Annotated in this window: 13 protein-coding genes; 6 read left to right on the forward strand and 7 right to left on the reverse strand. The window is 68.5% G+C overall.

Going from position 1 to position 15,557, the window contains the following annotated elements; genetic code table 11:
* The first annotated feature begins 42 nt into the window (after positions 1-42).
* The 3 genes from rsmI to ACFYRH_RS27050 all read left to right on the forward strand — a co-directional run bounded on the left by rsmI (position 43) and on the right by ACFYRH_RS27050 (position 3,502).
* The gene (gene rsmI, locus ACFYRH_RS27040; protein ID WP_387781038.1) at positions 43-882 is read left to right on the forward strand and encodes a 16S rRNA (cytidine(1402)-2'-O)-methyltransferase; all 840 of its coding nucleotides are present in this window, start codon (positions 43-45) and stop codon (positions 880-882) included.
* Positions 883-904: 22 nt separating this feature from the next.
* Positions 905-2,470, forward strand: coding sequence for a methionine--tRNA ligase (metG, locus tag ACFYRH_RS27045; RefSeq protein WP_387781041.1), 1,566 nt, complete (start codon positions 905-907; stop codon positions 2,468-2,470).
* Between the two features lie 114 nt (positions 2,471-2,584).
* Positions 2,585-3,502, forward strand: coding sequence for an NADP-dependent oxidoreductase (locus tag ACFYRH_RS27050; RefSeq protein ID WP_387781044.1), 918 nt, complete (start codon positions 2,585-2,587; stop codon positions 3,500-3,502).
* Between the two features lie 118 nt (positions 3,503-3,620).
* Here ACFYRH_RS27050 and ACFYRH_RS27055 read toward each other — a convergent pair whose 3' ends face one another.
* Positions 3,621-4,532, reverse strand: a complete 912-nt coding sequence (locus tag ACFYRH_RS27055; protein ID WP_387781047.1) for a phytanoyl-CoA dioxygenase family protein — start codon at positions 4,530-4,532, stop codon at positions 3,621-3,623.
* A gap of 116 nt (positions 4,533-4,648) precedes the next feature.
* Here ACFYRH_RS27055 and ACFYRH_RS27060 point away from each other — a divergent pair, with 116 nt between their 5' ends.
* Positions 4,649-5,830 (forward strand): RNA-guided endonuclease InsQ/TnpB family protein, encoded by a 1,182-nt coding sequence (locus ACFYRH_RS27060; protein WP_387782532.1) that lies wholly within the window; start codon positions 4,649-4,651, stop codon positions 5,828-5,830.
* 38 nt (positions 5,831-5,868) lie between these two features.
* On the opposite strand, the gene ACFYRH_RS27065 is transcribed toward ACFYRH_RS27060, so the two are convergent.
* The 4 genes from ACFYRH_RS27065 to ACFYRH_RS27080 are packed head-to-tail and all read right to left on the reverse strand — an operon-like array spanning position 5,869 to position 10,195.
* Complete coding sequence (locus ACFYRH_RS27065) at positions 5,869-7,140, reverse strand: ABC transporter substrate-binding protein (RefSeq protein ID WP_387781050.1); 1,272 nt, start codon at positions 7,138-7,140, stop codon at positions 5,869-5,871.
* Positions 7,141-7,153: 13 nt separating this feature from the next.
* Positions 7,154-7,963 (reverse strand): carbohydrate ABC transporter permease, encoded by an 810-nt coding sequence (locus ACFYRH_RS27070; protein ID WP_387781053.1) that lies wholly within the window; start codon positions 7,961-7,963, stop codon positions 7,154-7,156.
* The gene (locus tag ACFYRH_RS27075; protein ID WP_387781056.1) at positions 7,960-8,874 is read right to left on the reverse strand and encodes a carbohydrate ABC transporter permease; all 915 of its coding nucleotides are present in this window, start codon (positions 8,872-8,874) and stop codon (positions 7,960-7,962) included. The genes ACFYRH_RS27070 and ACFYRH_RS27075 overlap by 4 nt, the downstream gene beginning before the upstream one ends.
* Positions 8,867-10,195, reverse strand: a complete 1,329-nt coding sequence (locus ACFYRH_RS27080) for a glycoside hydrolase family 36 protein (RefSeq protein WP_387781059.1) — start codon at positions 10,193-10,195, stop codon at positions 8,867-8,869. Before ACFYRH_RS27080 ends, ACFYRH_RS27075 begins: the two co-directional genes overlap by 8 nt.
* Before the next feature lie 77 nt (positions 10,196-10,272).
* Between ACFYRH_RS27080 and ACFYRH_RS27085 the strand changes: the two genes are divergently transcribed.
* Entirely contained in the window at positions 10,273-11,190 is a 918-nt protein-coding gene (locus tag ACFYRH_RS27085; RefSeq protein WP_387781062.1) for a helix-turn-helix domain-containing protein, read from the forward strand.
* On the opposite strand, the gene ACFYRH_RS27090 is transcribed toward ACFYRH_RS27085, so the two are convergent.
* Positions 11,162-13,321 (reverse strand): discoidin domain-containing protein, encoded by a 2,160-nt coding sequence (locus ACFYRH_RS27090; RefSeq protein ID WP_387781065.1) that lies wholly within the window; start codon positions 13,319-13,321, stop codon positions 11,162-11,164. The two genes, ACFYRH_RS27085 and ACFYRH_RS27090, sit on opposite strands and share 29 nt — an antisense overlap.
* Before the next feature lie 707 nt (positions 13,322-14,028).
* On the opposite strand from ACFYRH_RS27090, the gene ACFYRH_RS27095 reads away from it, so the two are divergent.
* A complete protein-coding gene (locus ACFYRH_RS27095; RefSeq protein WP_387781068.1) occupies positions 14,029-14,445 on the forward strand; it encodes an SRPBCC domain-containing protein in 417 nt (138 codons plus the stop codon).
* 56 nt (positions 14,446-14,501) lie between these two features.
* On the opposite strand, the gene ACFYRH_RS27100 is transcribed toward ACFYRH_RS27095, so the two are convergent.
* The gene (locus ACFYRH_RS27100; protein WP_387781071.1) at positions 14,502-15,443 is read right to left on the reverse strand and encodes a type IV toxin-antitoxin system AbiEi family antitoxin domain-containing protein; all 942 of its coding nucleotides are present in this window, start codon (positions 15,441-15,443) and stop codon (positions 14,502-14,504) included.
* Positions 15,444-15,557: the final 114 nt, after the last annotated feature.

Consider the following 15,557-nt stretch of genomic DNA (forward strand, 5'->3'; position numbering starts at 1 on the left):
CCGCCTCCCGGCGTCGGTCCGGAGGGCTGGGATGATGTCACGGTGACCGGGCGATTGGTGCTTGCGGGGACTCCTATTGGGGACGTGTCGGATGCTTCGCCGCGGTTGGGGCGGGTGCTGGCCGGGGCGGATCTGGTGGCGGCGGAGGATACGCGGCGGCTCAGGCGGCTGACGTCGGAGTTGGCGATCCAGCTGAGTGGCCGGGTGGTCAGCTACTTCGAAGGGAACGAGCGGGAGCGGACGCCGGAGCTGCTGCAGGCGCTCGTCGACGGGCAGACCGTAGTGGTGGTGACGGACGCGGGGATGCCGAGCGTGTCGGACCCGGGGTACCGGCTGGTGGCGGCCGCGATCGAGGCCGACGTCGAGGTGACCGCCGTACCGGGGCCGTCGGCGGTGCTGACGGCGCTGGCGCTGAGCGGGCTGCCGGTGGACCGGTTCACGTTCGAGGGGTTCCTGCCGCGGAAGCCCGGCGAGCGCGGGCGGCGGCTCGAGGACCTCAAGGCCGAACCGCGGACGATGGTCTTCTTCGAGGCACCGCACCGGCTGACCGCGTCCCTCGAGGCGATGCGGGACGCCTTCGGCGCGGACCGGCGTACGGCGGTCTGCCGCGAGCTGACCAAGACGTACGAAGAGGTCAAACGCGGACCGCTGAGCGACCTGGTGGCCTGGTCCACCGACGGCGTCCGCGGCGAGATCACGATCGTGGTCGCCGGCGCCGACCCGGCCCGGATCCTGACCCCGGAGGAACTGGCCCGCGAGGTCGCCACCGACGAGGACGCGGGTACGCCGCGCAAGCAGGCGATCGCGGACGTCGCGAAGCGCTTCAACGTACCGAAGCGAACGGTGTACGACGCCGTCCTGGCCGCGCGGAAACCGGGTTAGCCCGGGGCATTACCCTTTACGCATGTCCGAGAAGGCCTATTACGTCACCACCCCGATCTACTACGTCACGGCTCCGCCGCACATCGGCAGCGCCTACACGACGGTGGCCGGGGACGTCCTGACCCGTTGGCACGCCCAACGCGGTGAGCGCAAGTGGTACCTGACGGGTACCGACGAGCACGGCGAGAAGGTGATGCGCAGCGCCGAGGCGCAGGGCATGTCCCCGCAGGCGTGGACGGACAAGCTGGTCGAGGAGTCCTGGAAGCCGGCCTGGGTCGACGTCGACATCGCGTACGACGACTTCATCCGGACCACCGAGCAGCGGCACACCGAGCGGGTCCGCGAGTTCTGGCAGACGCTGTACGACAAGGGCGACGTCTACAAGGGCGAGTACGAGGGCCTGTACTGCGTCGGCTGCGAGGAGTTCAAGCTCCCGACGGACATCCGCACCGACTCCGACGGCACGCAGCGCTGCATCATCCACGGCACCGAGCTCGAGACGGTCTCGGAGACGAACTACTTCTTCCGGCTCTCGGCGTACGCCGACAAGCTCCTGGAGCTGTACGACGCGCAGCCCGATTTCGTGGCGCCGTCGAGCGCGCGCAACGAGGTGGTCGCGTTCGTGAAGCAGGGCCTGCAGGACCTGTCGATCACCCGGTCGACGTTCGACTGGGGTATCCCGGTCCCGTGGGACGAGGACCATGTCCTCTACGTCTGGATCGACGCGTTGCTGAACTACGTGACGGCCGCGGGCTACGGCACCGACCCGGAACGGTTCGAGGAGCTGTGGCCGGTCGACGTCCACCTGGTCGGGAAGGACATCCTGCGGTTCCACGCGGTGATCTGGCCGGCGATGCTGATGGCCGCCGGGGTCGCGGTGCCGAAGCAGGTGTTCGCGCACGGCTGGCTGCTGGTCGGCGGCGAGAAGATGAGCAAGTCGAAGCTGACCGCGATCGCGCCGCACGAGATCACCGACCACTTCGGCTCGGACGCCTTCCGCTACTACTTCCTGCGGACGATCCAGTTCGGGTCGGACGGCTCGTTCTCCTGGGAGCACCTGAGCGCGGTCTACACCTCCGAGCTCGCCAACGGCCTCGGGAACCTGGCCAGCCGGATCGCGGCGATGGTCGGCAAGTACTTCGACGGCGCGCTGCCGGAGCCGACTGATCACGGGCCGGCCGAGCAGGCGCTCGCGGACAAGCTCGCGCAGACTGTCGCGACCGCGGACAAGGCGATCGACACGCTCGCGTTCCAGGACGCGCTGACCGCGGTGAACGAGCTGGTCGGCGCCGTGAACGGGTACGTCACCGAGCAGGAGCCGTGGAAGGTCGCGAAGGACGAGTCCCGGCGCGACCGGCTGGCGACGATCCTGTACTCCGCCGCGGAGGTGCTGCGCGCGGTCGCCGTACTGCACAACCCGACGATGCCGAAGACGTCCGCGAAGCTCTGGGAGCTGCTCGGTGCCGAGGAGAAGCTGGGCGCGCTGGCCGACCAGCGCGTACAGGACGCCGGCACGTGGGGCCAGCTGCCGGCCGGGTCCACGCTGACCAAGGGCGACCCGCTGTTCCCCCGCCTCGAAGAGGCCTGATCGCGCAGTCTCGAAGAGGGGTAACTGCAACATAACTGCCGCCGCCGTCCGGGAATGCCCGGGCGGCGGCGTTGGCTTGTGTGAAGCATCAACCTTTTCTTGGAGGCGGTTCCGATGCGTGCGGTGGTGTTCGAGGAGTTCGGGGGGCCTGAGGTTCTGAAGGTGGCGGACCGGCCGGAGCCGCACGCCGGGCCCGGGCAGGTGCGGATCAAGGTGCACGCGGCCGGGGTGAACCCGTTCGACTTCAAGGTCCGCCGCGGCTGGACGCGGGACTTCGCGGACCCGGTGCTGCCCGCGATCCCGGGGTTCGAGGTGGCCGGTGTGGTCGACGAGGCCGGTGACGGTGCCGAGTTCGCGGTCGGCGACGAGGTAGTCGGCTGGTCCGAGGGCGGTGCGTACGCCGAGTTCGCGCTCGGCGGCAACGTGGCGCGTAAGCCCGCGGGCCTGAGCTGGGAGCAGGCGGTCAGCCTCCCCGTGGCCGGCGAGACCGCGCAGCGGGTGCTCGATCTGCTCGGTGTGAAGTCCGGCGAGACGATCCTGATCCACGGCGCGGCCGGAGCGGTCGGCTCGATCGCGGTCCAGCTGGCGAAGGCCGCCGGTCTGACCGTGATCGGTACGGCGTCGGCTGCCAACCACGACTACCTGCGGTCGATCGGCGCGGTGCCGGTCGAGTACGGCGACGGTCTGGTCGAGCGGGTCCGCGCGGTGGCTCCGCAGGGGATCGACGCGGCGTTCGACACCGCGGGCAAGGGCGGTCTGCCGGAGTCGATCGAGCTGCTCGGCGGTCCGGAGCGGATCGTCACGATCGCGGACTACGCGGCGGCCGGTGAGCTCGGCGTGCAGGTGTCCGGCGGGGGTGGTTCGCGGGAGCAGATCCGGGCCGGGCTGGACGCCCAGCTGCAGGCCGCAGCGGACGGCAAGCTCACGACCCGGATCGCGCGGACGTTCCCGCTCGCGGACGCGGCCAAGGCTCAGGAACTGAGCGAGTCCGGCCACGCCCGCGGCAAGATCATCGTGCTGCCCCAGGAATGACCCGCGCGTAGGCGGACCTGCACCACTCACCAACCTCGCTCCGGCGACGGTTCGGCGCCGCAGCCAAGCGCGCGCCGGGCAGCCGCCGCCCGGTTAGTGAGTGGTGCAGGTCCGGCCCTCACACGTAGGCGAACCTCGACGGGGGCGTCGGTACGTCGTCCACGCGCGGATCCCAGCGGTCCACGAAGTTCACCCCGGCCGGGATCTCGACGCAGTCCGTCGAGGTCCAGCCGCGGGTCAGCGTCGGGAAGTCCGGGACCTCTGGGTGGTAGTGCGGCTTGCCCGTGCCGAGCAGGTCCCGGGCCATCGGCGCGCTCAGCGCCTGGTACCGGAAGTCCGCCGACAGCCGCAGCCGTTTCGTCCGGTTCGGCATCGCGCCGTGCACGGTGAGACTGCTGAACAGCAGCACGTCGCCAGGCTGGTACGACGTCGTACGCCACTCCGGGTGGTCCTCGTCGGCCTCGGCCCGCATCATCCCGGGCCCGTCGGACGCCTTCACCGGGAGTACCCCGAGCCGCGGCGACCCGGAGAACACCCGCAGCCCGCCGATCTCCGGCGGCGCCGCGCTCAACGGCAGCCAAGTGGTGAGCGTGTCGATGCAGCCCTGGATGAACCGGTAGTCCTGATGGATCGGCGTCGGGTTCGCACCCGGGGACGGCGGCGCGATCCGGCAGATGTGCGCCGGATGTGCGAACGTCTCCTCACCGAGCAACCGGCTCGTCAACGACAACAGCTCGGGCCGGACCGCGAGCCGATGGAACGCCTCCGTGCTCTGGATCGCCGTGTAGGCCCCGAAGAACCCCGCCGACCCTTCCTCGACGGCCCGCCCCGACGCGACCAGCTCCCGGGGATCCGCATCCCGCGCCAGCCAGTCGCTGTCGTACAGGATCCGCGCCAACTGCTCGTGCACGTCCCCCACCACGTCCCGAGGCAACAACCCCCGGAAGAACAAATACCCCTCACCCGCGAGTCGCTCCCGCAGCACACCCGCATCCGACAGCACGCCGTACGAGTCAGTCAGTTCTTTCATGAAGTTGGTCGCAGGCAGCCGCCTCCGTAGGGGCGGAGGGCCCGCGACTCCCTCCCTTCGGACATCAGGGACTGTCGGTCCCGGCTGGTTGGGTGGACTTCGTGTCCCGGTTCCGGATGTATCCGACTCCAAGCCAACAGACTGCGTTGCTGGAGCAGTGCGGACACGCTCGATACGTCTGGAACTTGGCGCTCGAGCAGTGGAAGATGTGGACGCGGGACAAGGGCCCGACGCCCGGGTACGTCGAGCAGGCAAGGCAACTGACTGACGCCAGAGCATCGTGTGAGTGGCTGCGGTCTGGTTCGCAGACCGTGCAGCAGCAGGCGCTGCGGGACTTCGACCAGGCCGTCAAGTGTTTCTACGCCGGAAGTCGCGGGCGACCGACGTGGCGCAAGGCCCGCAGGCGCGAAGGATTCCGGATCGCGGGCTCTCAGGCTTCCCGGACCGAGAAGCTGAGCCGGAAGTGGGCGCGGGTGCTGGTGCCGAAGGTTGACTGGGTGCGGTTTCGGCTGTCGCGTCGTGTCCCAGAGGTGAACTCGTATCGCATTACGTTCGACAAAGCAGGGCGCTGGCACATCGCGTTTACCGTCGTACCGCCGCCCATCCCCGCGCCTGGCACGGGGGCAGTCGTCGGCGTCGATCGTGGCGTCAAGGTGTCGGCGGCGCTGTCGACCGGCGAACTCCTGATCTGTCCCGGTTGGTCGGCAGCGATGCGGGCGCGGCTGGCGTTGCTTCAACGCCGCCTGGCCCGTGGCCGCCGCGGCTCCAAGCGGTGGGTGCAGGTCAAGCGTGCGATTGCGCGAATGCACGCGAAGATCGTGGACAGAAGAAAGGACTGGGTGGAGAAGACCAGCACAGATCTCGCGCGTCGTTTCGACGTGATCCGCGTTGAGGATCTGAGTATCGCCTCGATGTCCAGGCGTCCCCGGCCCCAGCCTGATCCCGAACGTCCCGGAAGGTATCTGCCGAACCGTCGACGAGCCAAAGCGGGGCTCAACCGCGGCATCCTCGCCAACGGCTGGGGGCTGCTGGTACGCCGTCTTGAGGACAAGGCAGCCGGACGGGTCGAAAGGATCGATCCCGCCTACACGTCGCAGACCTGCAATGCCTGCGGGCATCGTGCGCCGGAGAACCGCAAGAGCCAAGCGGTGTTCCGGTGTACGTCGTGCCAGCGGGAGGCACACGCAGATGTGAACGCAGCATTGAACATCGCGGCCGGACGGGCCGTCAGCGTACGCCGAGAGGTGCCCGTACGGGTCTCGCCGAAGCGTGAACCTCAGCTCGCTACCTCGCTGTAGTGAGTGAAATCCCTCGGTCTTCACGGCCAGGGAGGACGTCAATTGTCGTTTCCGATCTTGTCCATCGACTTGGCGATGTCGGCGACCGGGACCTTGTTCAGGTAGAGGTCGTTGACGGCCTTGTTGATCTCGGGGGACTTGGCGGTCCAGCCTTCGGCGATCGGCAGGTTGACGGTGCTTCCGGCGGCCGAGTCGATGAAGGGCTGGACGTCGATGCCTTTCTTCTTCCAGAACGCCTGGTACCCGGCGCCCGCGTCGTTGAGTGCCGGGATGATGTAGCCGGCGTCGCCCATCAGCCGCTGCGCCTTCTCGGAGCCGAGGAACTGGACCAGCTTGCCGGCCTCGTCGGGGTGCTTGGTCTTGGCGAACATCGCCTCGGCGAGTCCGTTGATCACCACGGTGCGGCCGGCCGGGCCGGCCGGCATCGACACCACACCGATCGGGAACTTCACTTCCGGCAGCGCGAACGGCAGCAGCGCGTTGTTGGCCGGGAACATCGCGACCTCACCGCGGTAGAACATCTCGGTCGCCTGCCCGGTCGGCGGATTGGTCCGGGTGCCGTCCGGCGAGACCTTCCACTTGAAGACCAGGTCGCGGGCGAACTGCAGCGCCTCGACCGACTTGTCGCCGGCGAAGTCGAAGGTGCCGTACGGCTTGTCCATCGCGTGACCGCCGTTCGAGGCGATCCAGTTCAGCCACTGGGTCTGGCTGTGGTTCCAGGAGCAGAACCCCCACTGCTTGCCGACGGTCAGCTTGCGAGCGACCTCGAGGAAGCTGCCGGATCCGTCGGGTGCCCAGGTCAGCTCGGAAGGCATCGTGATGCCGGCCTTCTGGACCAGGGTCTTGTTGTAGAGCAGGCCGACGATGCCCAGGTCCTTCGGCATCCCGAGCTGCTTGTCCTCGAACTTGTACGACTGAACGACGTTCGGGTGGTACGAGTCGAGCTTCAGGCCGGCCTTCGAGATCAGGTCGTCGAGCGGCGCGAGCACGCCCTTGCTCGCGAAGTCCGGGAAGTAGTCGACGGTCAGCCAGAACACGTCCGGCGCTTTGCCGCTCGCGAGTTCGGTGGTGAGCTTGGTCCAGTACTGGTCCCAGGGCAGCACCTCCATCCGGACGGTGATGTCCGGGTTCTCCTTCGTGAACTCCGCGAAGACGGTCTTGTACCCGACCTCCTGCTGCTCGTCCCAGAGGCGGTACACGAGCTCGACCTTGCCGCCGCTGCCGCTCGCCTTGTCGTTCGACGAACCGCAGCCGGCCAGCGCGAGCACGCTCCCCGCGCCGATCAGAAATGTCCTTCTGGACAAAGACATGAGAGCCTCCGTACTACTTGAGCCCGGTAACGGCGACCGAGCGGACGATGAAGCGCTGGAAGACGATGAACAGCACGAGCAGCGGCGCCAGCGCGATCAGGCTGCCGGCCATCACGGCGTTGTAGTCGACGCCGATCTCCCCCTTGAACAAGGCGATCCCGACCGAGAGCAGCCGCTTGTCCTCGCTGCTGGTGATGATCAGCGGCCAGAGGAAGCTGTTCCAGTTCGCCACCACGGCCAGCGTGGTGACGGTGACCAGGATCGGTTTCGACAACGGCAGGATGATCGAGACCAGCGTCCGGACCCGCCCGGCGCCGTCGATCCGGGCCGCGTCCTCGAGATCCGCGGGGATACCGCGGAAGAACTGCCGGAGCAGGAAGATCGCGTACGGCGTACCGAGCATCGTCGGCAGCATCAGACCGGCCCAGGTGTCGACCAGCCCGAGCTTCTGCATCATCAGGTACAGCGGGATCATCGTGACCACCGGCGGCACCATCAGTGTCGACAAATACACCCAGAACAGGGCGTCCCGGCCCGGGAACGTCAACCGCGCGAACGCGTACGCCGCGAGGATCGCGAACACCACCTGGCCGAGCGTGATCCCGGCCGTCACCAGCGCGGTGTTCACCAGGTAGCCCCCGAACCCGGACGCGAACAGCCGGTGGAACGCGGCCGTGCTGGGTGGCAGGCCGGGCTCCCACGGCATCGTCTCGGACAGTTGCCCGGGGCCCTTGAACGCGGTGAGCACGGTCAGGAAGTACGGGAAGATCGACAGCACACAGCCGACCACCAGAACGGCGTACGGGACGATGCGCAGCCTCATGTGGACACCTCGTAGGTCGTACGGCGTTCGAAGTAGACGAACTGGGAGATCGTCGCGATCAGCACCACCGCGAACAACAGCACCGAGATCGTCGAGGCGTAGCCGAAGTCGAACTTCTTGAACGCCTCGTCGTAGATCAGGTACGTCGCGACCTCGGTGCTGTCACCCGGCCCGCCCTCGGTCATCACGAAGATCGTGTCGAAGGCCTGGAACGAACCGATCACGTTGGTGATCAGCACGAACAGCATCGTCGGCCGCAGCAGCGGGAGCGTGATCGTGAAGAAGTGCGCGACCGGCGACGCGCCGTCGAGGGCCGAGGCCTCGCGTAACGAGGCCGGGATGTTCTGCAGGCCGGCCAGGAAGAACAACATGTTGTACCCGGCGAACTGCCAGATGTGGACGGCGGCGACACTCGGCATCGCGAGGAACGGCGAGGACAGCCAGGCCGGACCGTCGATCCCGAAGAGCCCCAGGAACTGGTTCAGGGCCCCGCGACCCGGGTCGAAGATCCAGCTCCAGACCAGTCCGAGAGCGACCGGCGTCGCCATCCACGGGATCACCAGCAGCGCCCGGAAGTACTTCATCCCGCGCAGCTTGCGGTCCACCAGGACGGCCAGCAGCAGCGAGAGGATCGTCGTACCGGGGACGCAGATCAGGACGTAGTACAGGGTGACCAGGAGCGAGTGCCAGACGTCGGAGTCGGCGAACAGCTTGCGGTAGTTGGCCAGTCCAATGAACTCCGGCGTCGAGAGCAGCTTCCAGTCGAACAGGCTGACCACCAGCACGATGACGACCGGCGCGAGCAGGAAGCCGAGCACGCCGACCAGGCTGGGAGCGAGCAGCGCGTACGCCGCGGCGGTCTGCCGGCCCTGACCGATCCGGCGGGTACGACGGGGCGCGGGCCTAAGCATCGGGATCCTTCAGCGGATTCTTGAGCGGATGCGGCTTCGGCGAGCTCGGGATCAGCAGCTCGCGGGTCCGGTCCAGCCCCCACCGGTCGAGGGCGCCGATCGGGTCGCTGGACATCCGCAGACCGGGCCCCGCCTCGATGTGCCGCGCCCAGAGTTCGCGCTCCTGGACGTCGGGCCGCACGATCAGGCAGTCGGAGTCGTTCGCCCACCACCGGCCGTGCAGGAACTCGCGCGCCACCGAAGTCGAGCGGGCGCCGCGCTGACCGGGCTGGCTGATGTCGCCGGACGGCGGTTCGACCAACGGGTCGGTGTCGGGCGAGATCCGCATGCAGTCGACGAGTCCGAGGCTGGGCAGGATCGGCGCGCCGCAGCCGTGCAGGATCCGGTTCGGCCCGACCGCCTCGCGGAGCAGCCGCATCCCGAGCCGGTACGCCGCGATGCCGTCGAGCGGCTCGTGCCGCGGTCCGTCGATCGCCCCGGCGTACACGAAGTCGAGCTTGAAGTGGTCGTAGCCCTGGCGGCAGAGCTCGGTGAACACGTCCTGGATGTGCCGGGCGGCACCGGGGTGCGTGACGTCGAGGACCAGTTGCTCCTCGCCCCAGTTCGTGCCGGCGCTGATCCCGGGGACCAGCCACTCGGGGTGCAGGCGGGCCGTCTCGCTGCCGGCCGCGACGAGGAAGGGCGCGACCCAGATCCCCGCGCGGCGGCCGTCCTTGCGGATGTCGGCGGCCAGCCGGACGGTGGATCCGAAGTCGTCGCGTGGCGTCAGCCAGTCGCCGATCGCGGACTGGTAGCCCTCGTCGAGCAGCACCAGGTCGACGCTGAGATCGTGCTCGTCGAACTGCCGGACGTCGCTCATCACGTCCCGCTCGGTGACCTTGCCCCAGTACGCGTACCAGCTGCACCACGACGGACCGAAGACCCGGACCGCGGGCGCGCCGGCGGCGAAGGTGTCGGCCCAGTCGGCGAGTGCCTGGTTCGGGTTGCTCTGGGTGCTCGTGGTCACCTGGATCTCGCCGTCGGCCGTGATCACCAGCTTGTCACCGTGGACCTCGGCGCGGATCGACGGTACGACGTCGGGCGTCAGCGCGGCGACCACGGTGACATCGCTGCCGTTGGCGACCGCGAGCAGACCCTCACCCTGGAACCGGTCGGCGTCGACGCCCGGGCGGTAGGCCATCACGTGATGGTTGGGAGCGGTCGGCCGGGGCGGACGCGCGTCGAGCCGGTACCAGCCGCTCGGGCTCCAGGACTGCCAGCCGTGCTCGAAGACCACCGTGAACGCATCGTGGTCGAGCTCGGCGACTGGGCGGAAGGGCACAGAATCCTCGATTCGATGGAGGTGCAGGATCTTGCTGCTGTGCCGCTAATCTTGAGGCGCCGACAAGGAGATCCACCATGACGGAGCCTGCTGACTTCGAGCACGATCTTGCTACCCAGGTGCTGATCGAGCTGTACAGCGAGATCCCGCCGCCGAGCAAGTTGGTGACCGGCCACTTCCACAGCGGCGGGGACTACCGGGTCGTCCGGCCGGACGGCGTCGGCAGCTGGTACCTGCTCTACACCGCGTCCGGAACAGGCCGGTACCTGCTGGGCGAGAACAGGTTGATGCTGCGCCACGGAGACGTCGTACTGGTCAGTCCGGGTACGCCGCACGACTACGGCACTGTCGGCACCTACTGGGAGTCCTGGTGGGCGCATTTCCAGCCGCGGCGCGAATGGCACTCGTGGCTGTCGTTGCCGCAGGCAATGCCCGGGCTGTCGTACGTGCGGCTGACCAGGTCGTCGGAGACCGATCGCGTGGTGTCCGCGTTCGACCGGCTGCACCGCGACGCGCAGCGGGCCGGGTTGTCTCCGACCGGCGACACCGAGCTGCACCTGCTGGAGAAGAGCGTCGCCACCGAGCTGACCATGAACGGTATCGAGGAGGTGCTGCTGACCGCGGTCGCCAGCCTGCGCCGCGAGACGCAGCACCTCGATGCGCGCGTCCATCTGGTGCTGGAGGCAATCACCGCCGACCCGGCCCGCCCGCACACGCTGACCTCGTTGGCCGGCCTCGCGCAGGTCTCGGTCTCGCGCCTGGCACATCTGTTCAAGGAGCAGGTCGGTGACTCGATCATGAACGTCGTCCTCGCGCTCCGGCTGCAGCGCGCGGCCGAGTTGCTCGGCGCGACCGACATGTCCGTCGCGCAGATCGCCGCCGCTGTCGGTTTCGACTCGCCGCACTACCTGAGCCGGCAGTTCGGCCGCCGGTACGGGATGTCCCCGACGGCCCACCGGAGCGCGGTCAGGAAGCCGGAGCTAGAGCTATATTGAGCTCCGTCGCCGCCGCGTAGTCCGCACCGCCCGCGAGCCCGACGAGCCGCACGTAGCGGGCCGTCGTACCGGCCGGGAACCTGGCGATCTTCGCGTCGATGCTGCCGTCCCACGAGCCCTTCGTCACCGAGGTGAACGTGACGCCGTCGGTGCTCGTCTGGACGTCGTACGACGAGATCCGCCCGTTCGGTACGTCGGCGTCTTGTCGCGGCGTGTAGACCAGCGCCTCGATCGCCCGCGGGCCCTTCAGGTCGAGCGTGATGTACTGCGGCAGCGGTGCGTGCGGGCTCCAGTTCGAGTGCCACATGGTCGCGCAGTTGCCGTCGATCGCGGACGCCGCGCCGTACGCCGCCCCGCCCTGGCTGGTCGCCGTCGCGGTCATCTCGCCCCGCGGCAGCAGGTTCAGCGGCCCGAACGGACCGTCCGACGGCGGCGGCGTCCCGGGGATCGCGGTCACCCGGCCGAGCCCGGGAGTCTCGAGTGACGGATGCGTCCGCAGGTAGTTGAGGAAGACCTCCTGCCCCATCCGCGGCGCCCGGGCGAGATCGGAGTACTGCTGGAACCCCGGATAGCCGTACTGCGTTCCGTGCAACGGCATCGCGGCGCTGGTCGTCACGCGATACGTCTTGCCGAGCTGCAACGGTTTGCCGTCGATCAGCACCTTGGCCGGATCGACCCGGTCGCCGACCGGTCTGCCGAGGTCGTAGGTGTAGCGGAAGTTCGCGGAGGTCGCGAGCGACGACAGCCGGCTGCAGCCGTACGCCGGCGGGATCCACTGCTGCTCGAGAACGGCCTCGACCGTCGAGCCCTTCATCGACAGCGTGGTGATCGGCGAGATCCCGGCCACCGGCCACGCCGCGCCGTACGAGACGGTCCCGGCCTTCAGCCCCGCGGCGATCACGTCGACGCCCAGATCTGCCGGCACCAGCGCGAAGTCTCCGTCCGCTTCGTTCTTGTAGAGGTCGGCGACCAGGTTTCCGGTGCGGCTCTCTGCCGTCGGCGTGAAGTCGAGATCGCGGTCGAGCGTGGCGAGCGGCTCCTTCTGCCGCGCCGTCCACTTGTCCATCCAGTACTTCACGATCTTCTGGATCCCCGGATCCGGCGTCACGTCTTTGGTCACCGCGTGGTTAATGGCGGTGGTCGCGGCGCGGTCCACCTCACCGGTCGCGGGGTCGAGCGACAGGTTCACCTCGCCGAGCACCCGCCCGTGGTTGCTCGCCTCCAGCACCGGCCGCGGTACGCCGTTCGGGTCCGGGATCATGCAGTTGAACGCGGTGTGCCAGTGACCGCCGAGGATCACGTCGATATCGGGTGACAGCGTTCGGGCCGCGTCGAAGATCGGACCGGTCGGGTTCTTGCACTCGTCGTACAACCCGCCCTGCTGGCCGCCCTCGTGCATGCTGACCACGATCGCGTTCACACCCTGCGCCTTGAGCTCCGCGGCGGCCCGGTTCGCGGCGTCGACGACACCTTGGAACTCGAAGCCGGAGCCCTTGATCGAGAGCGTCTCGGTCGGCGTCCCGGGGAAGCCGAGGCCGATGAACCCGATCCGTTGCGATCCCGCCTTCGCGATCCAGTACGGCGGCAGCACCGGCTGCTTGGTCTTCGGGTTCACGATGTTCGCGGCGTGGTACGCGTAGTCGGTGCCGTGGAAGTTCCGGCCGGTGGAGTCCTTGAAACAGCTGTCGAACCCCGGTTTGCCGTAGCAAGCGCCGGTGGTCATCCGGCGCAGGAACGGGAACTCCCGGTCGAACTCGTGGTTACCGGCCACGTCGAAGTCCATCCCGAACGCGTTCAGCACCTCGATGGTGGGCTCGTTCGCGAACGCCTGCGTGTAGTCCGGCCAGCCGCTGAACTGGTCGCCCGAGCCGATCAGGAAGCTGTTCGGCTTCCCGGCCCGGAGCTGGTCCAGGTGCGCCTTCAGGTACCCGGCGCCGCCGACCTGCTGGGTCCCCGAAGGGCCCGCGATCGTGAGGTTCTCGGTCTCGGAGAGATAGCCGTGCAGGTCGGTCAGGCTGAGGATCTGCACCGGGATCGGTGCCGGCGCGGCGGTCGCAGCTGGCAGCGCGGTGGATCCCACCACCAGGCCGAGAAGGGCGAGCGCTGCGCTGATCCGGGACTTCCTGGGCATCGGGTGCTCCTGTCGGTCGGGGCGGAACCGAGACGCAACCTACTGGCCGATCAGCACGGGCGGACAGGGCCCCGCGTGCTGACTTCCTGCACGATCCGGCTGGCGCTGGTCAGAGGTATCTGATCGCCCCTGGTGGGCCGGTCAGCCAGTGCGACGGCAGGAATATCCGGGACTGACTCCGGCACGGCCCCTGACACACCGGGCAGCTCGCGGCGCGACAACTGAAGACCGCCCAGACACCGTACGGCTCGGGACGCTCGCGGAACGTCTCCGCCATCCTGCCCTTGCAGTGCAGGCACCTGGGCCCAGCCTCGGCCGCTTGCACCGGCCGCGGTACGTCGGGTTTGCCGAACGGCCGGCGTACCGCGCTCCAGATCCCACGCCAGATGCGGAGCGGTAGCGGTCCGACCACCAACCGGATCGGCGGCCCGGTGGGACGGTCGATAGCGGTGCGATCGACGGCTTGGTGGATGACGGCCTGGCCGCGGTAGGCCGCCGGTGAGCGACGCGGGCGGATGGGTTTAGCGGCCGGTTGGACGGCAGGTGTGTGTGGGCGGCGCTTGTTCGCGTACATGGTTCCCCCAAAGCCGCGCGCCTCGCTGTGCTACTTCCAGGATCCTTCGGAGCTCCAAATCGGTCCGCTGACGCTTTTCTACAAGCGCATGACTGAGGGGAACCGTACGGTCAGGGGGAGAGAGGAGTTCACGATGACTGGGTTCGTTGCTACTGCCGAGACCGATATCGCCGCGTCACCCGAACGGGTGTGGGAGGTGCTGACCAGTCCGGAACAGCTGAAGGAACTGTGGTTCGGGGCCGTCGTGGAGACCGACTGGCAGGTCGGCAGCCCGATCACCTGGACCGGCGAATGGGAGGGCAAGCCGTACCAGGACAAGGGCGAGATCCTCGCCGTCGAGCCCGGGCGCCTCCTGAAGCTGACTCATTTCAGCCCGCTGACCGGCCAACCCGACGTACCGGAGAACTACCACACGCTGACCTACACCCTGACCGCCAACACCCACCTGCAACTCCAGCAGGACAACAACGCCTCCGAAGAAGAAGCCACCCACTCCCAAGCCATGTGGGAAATGCTCGTCGCCAAGGTAAAGGCAGCCGCCGAAGCCTGAGTGGCGGTTTGTTTCACCGCTGGCGTGCTGCAACCCGCCAGCGGAGAAACAACCCGCTATCGGTGTGCGCGGGCGATCGCGCGGCGGATGCGATGCAGCAGCCCGCCGGGATCGGCGAGGTCTGACCAGGTCACCCGGACAACCTGGTAGCCGAGGTCGCGCAGCCGGTCCTCGCGCGCCTTCTCCGCGATCAGGGCGTCCGGCGACCCGCCGCCGTACTTGAGCGCACCGTCGAACTCGACGATCACGGCGTACGGCTCGAGGAGGAAGTCGACCCGGGCCACGAACGAGCCGTGGCGGTCGCGGATCTCGGCCTGGGGAAGTGGCGGCGGCAGGCCGAGGTCGGCCAGCAGTACGCGCAGATGCGACTCACCTACCGACTCGGCCCGGTCGTCGCCGAACTCGACGGCGCGCCGCGCCATCCGGTTGCCTGGTCTTCCGGCGAACGGCTCGAGGGCTGCGGTCAACTGTTCGGCGGTGGCGATCCGCAGTCGGAGCGCCTGGTCCACGACGGACACCGCGATCGGGTACTTGGTTGCCTGCACCGTCTCGATGACGGCCCGCGCGCCGACGGTTGCCTGTACGCCGTCGACATCGGACACCGCGTCGACCGGCGGACTCGATCCGTGCTGACACACCGTCGTACCGGATCGCCCGGCGCCGTGCCGTTTCGTCACGTGCACACGCCGCAGGTCGAGCTCCGACACCCGAACGCCGCGCAGCAGTACGGCGGACTGGTGGCTCACGACCACGCGACCCCTCAACTGGTAGTACACCGCTCGGGCGCCGCGCACATGCAGCCAAACCGCCCGCTCCCACGGCGCCAGACCGCCGTACGCCGGCCCTGGATCCGCATACGCCCCTCGGACGAGACGTAACCACCGCCCGGACGCGACTCGTCCACGCAGGTCCGCGTCGGAGTACCCCGCCGCGAGCGCGTCCCGCCGCGAGAACCACCCACCCCGCCGAGCGGCCAGCACCGCCAACTTCCTGTTCATGCCAAAGAACATGCCGCGATCCCCACCCTCTCGGACCGGCATTCCCCGGCCTGTGGATGGCGGTCGGTGGCGGGTTGTTTCGCCGCTGGCGTGCTGCAACCCGCCACTGGTGAA

Source organism: Kribbella sp. NPDC004875, from assembly GCF_042873375.1.
In the GTDB taxonomy this organism is placed as follows: Bacteria; Actinomycetota; Actinomycetes; order Propionibacteriales; family Kribbellaceae; genus Kribbella.

Bases quoted from the DNA above. Each gene is read 5' to 3' on its own strand.
- metG (WP_387781041.1), top strand. From the start codon at position 905: ATGTCCGAGAAGGCCTATTACGTCACCACCCCGATCTACTACGTCACG.
- ACFYRH_RS27050 (WP_387781044.1), top strand. From the start codon at position 2,585: ATGCGTGCGGTGGTGTTCGAGGAGTTCGGGGGGCCTGAGGTTCTGAAG.
- ACFYRH_RS27055 (WP_387781047.1), bottom strand. From the start codon at position 4,532: ATGAAAGAACTGACTGACTCGTACGGCGTGCTGTCGGATGCGGGTGTG.
- ACFYRH_RS27060 (WP_387782532.1), top strand. From the start codon at position 4,649: ATGTATCCGACTCCAAGCCAACAGACTGCGTTGCTGGAGCAGTGCGGA.
- ACFYRH_RS27065 (WP_387781050.1), bottom strand. From the start codon at position 7,140: ATGTCTTTGTCCAGAAGGACATTTCTGATCGGCGCGGGGAGCGTGCTC.
- ACFYRH_RS27070 (WP_387781053.1), bottom strand. From the start codon at position 7,963: ATGAGGCTGCGCATCGTCCCGTACGCCGTTCTGGTGGTCGGCTGTGTG.
- ACFYRH_RS27075 (WP_387781056.1), bottom strand. From the start codon at position 8,874: ATGCTTAGGCCCGCGCCCCGTCGTACCCGCCGGATCGGTCAGGGCCGG.
- ACFYRH_RS27085 (WP_387781062.1), top strand. From the start codon at position 10,273: ATGACGGAGCCTGCTGACTTCGAGCACGATCTTGCTACCCAGGTGCTG.
- ACFYRH_RS27090 (WP_387781065.1), bottom strand. From the start codon at position 13,321: ATGCCCAGGAAGTCCCGGATCAGCGCAGCGCTCGCCCTTCTCGGCCTG.
- ACFYRH_RS27095 (WP_387781068.1), top strand. From the start codon at position 14,029: ATGACTGGGTTCGTTGCTACTGCCGAGACCGATATCGCCGCGTCACCC.
- ACFYRH_RS27100 (WP_387781071.1), bottom strand. From the start codon at position 15,443: ATGAACAGGAAGTTGGCGGTGCTGGCCGCTCGGCGGGGTGGGTGGTTC.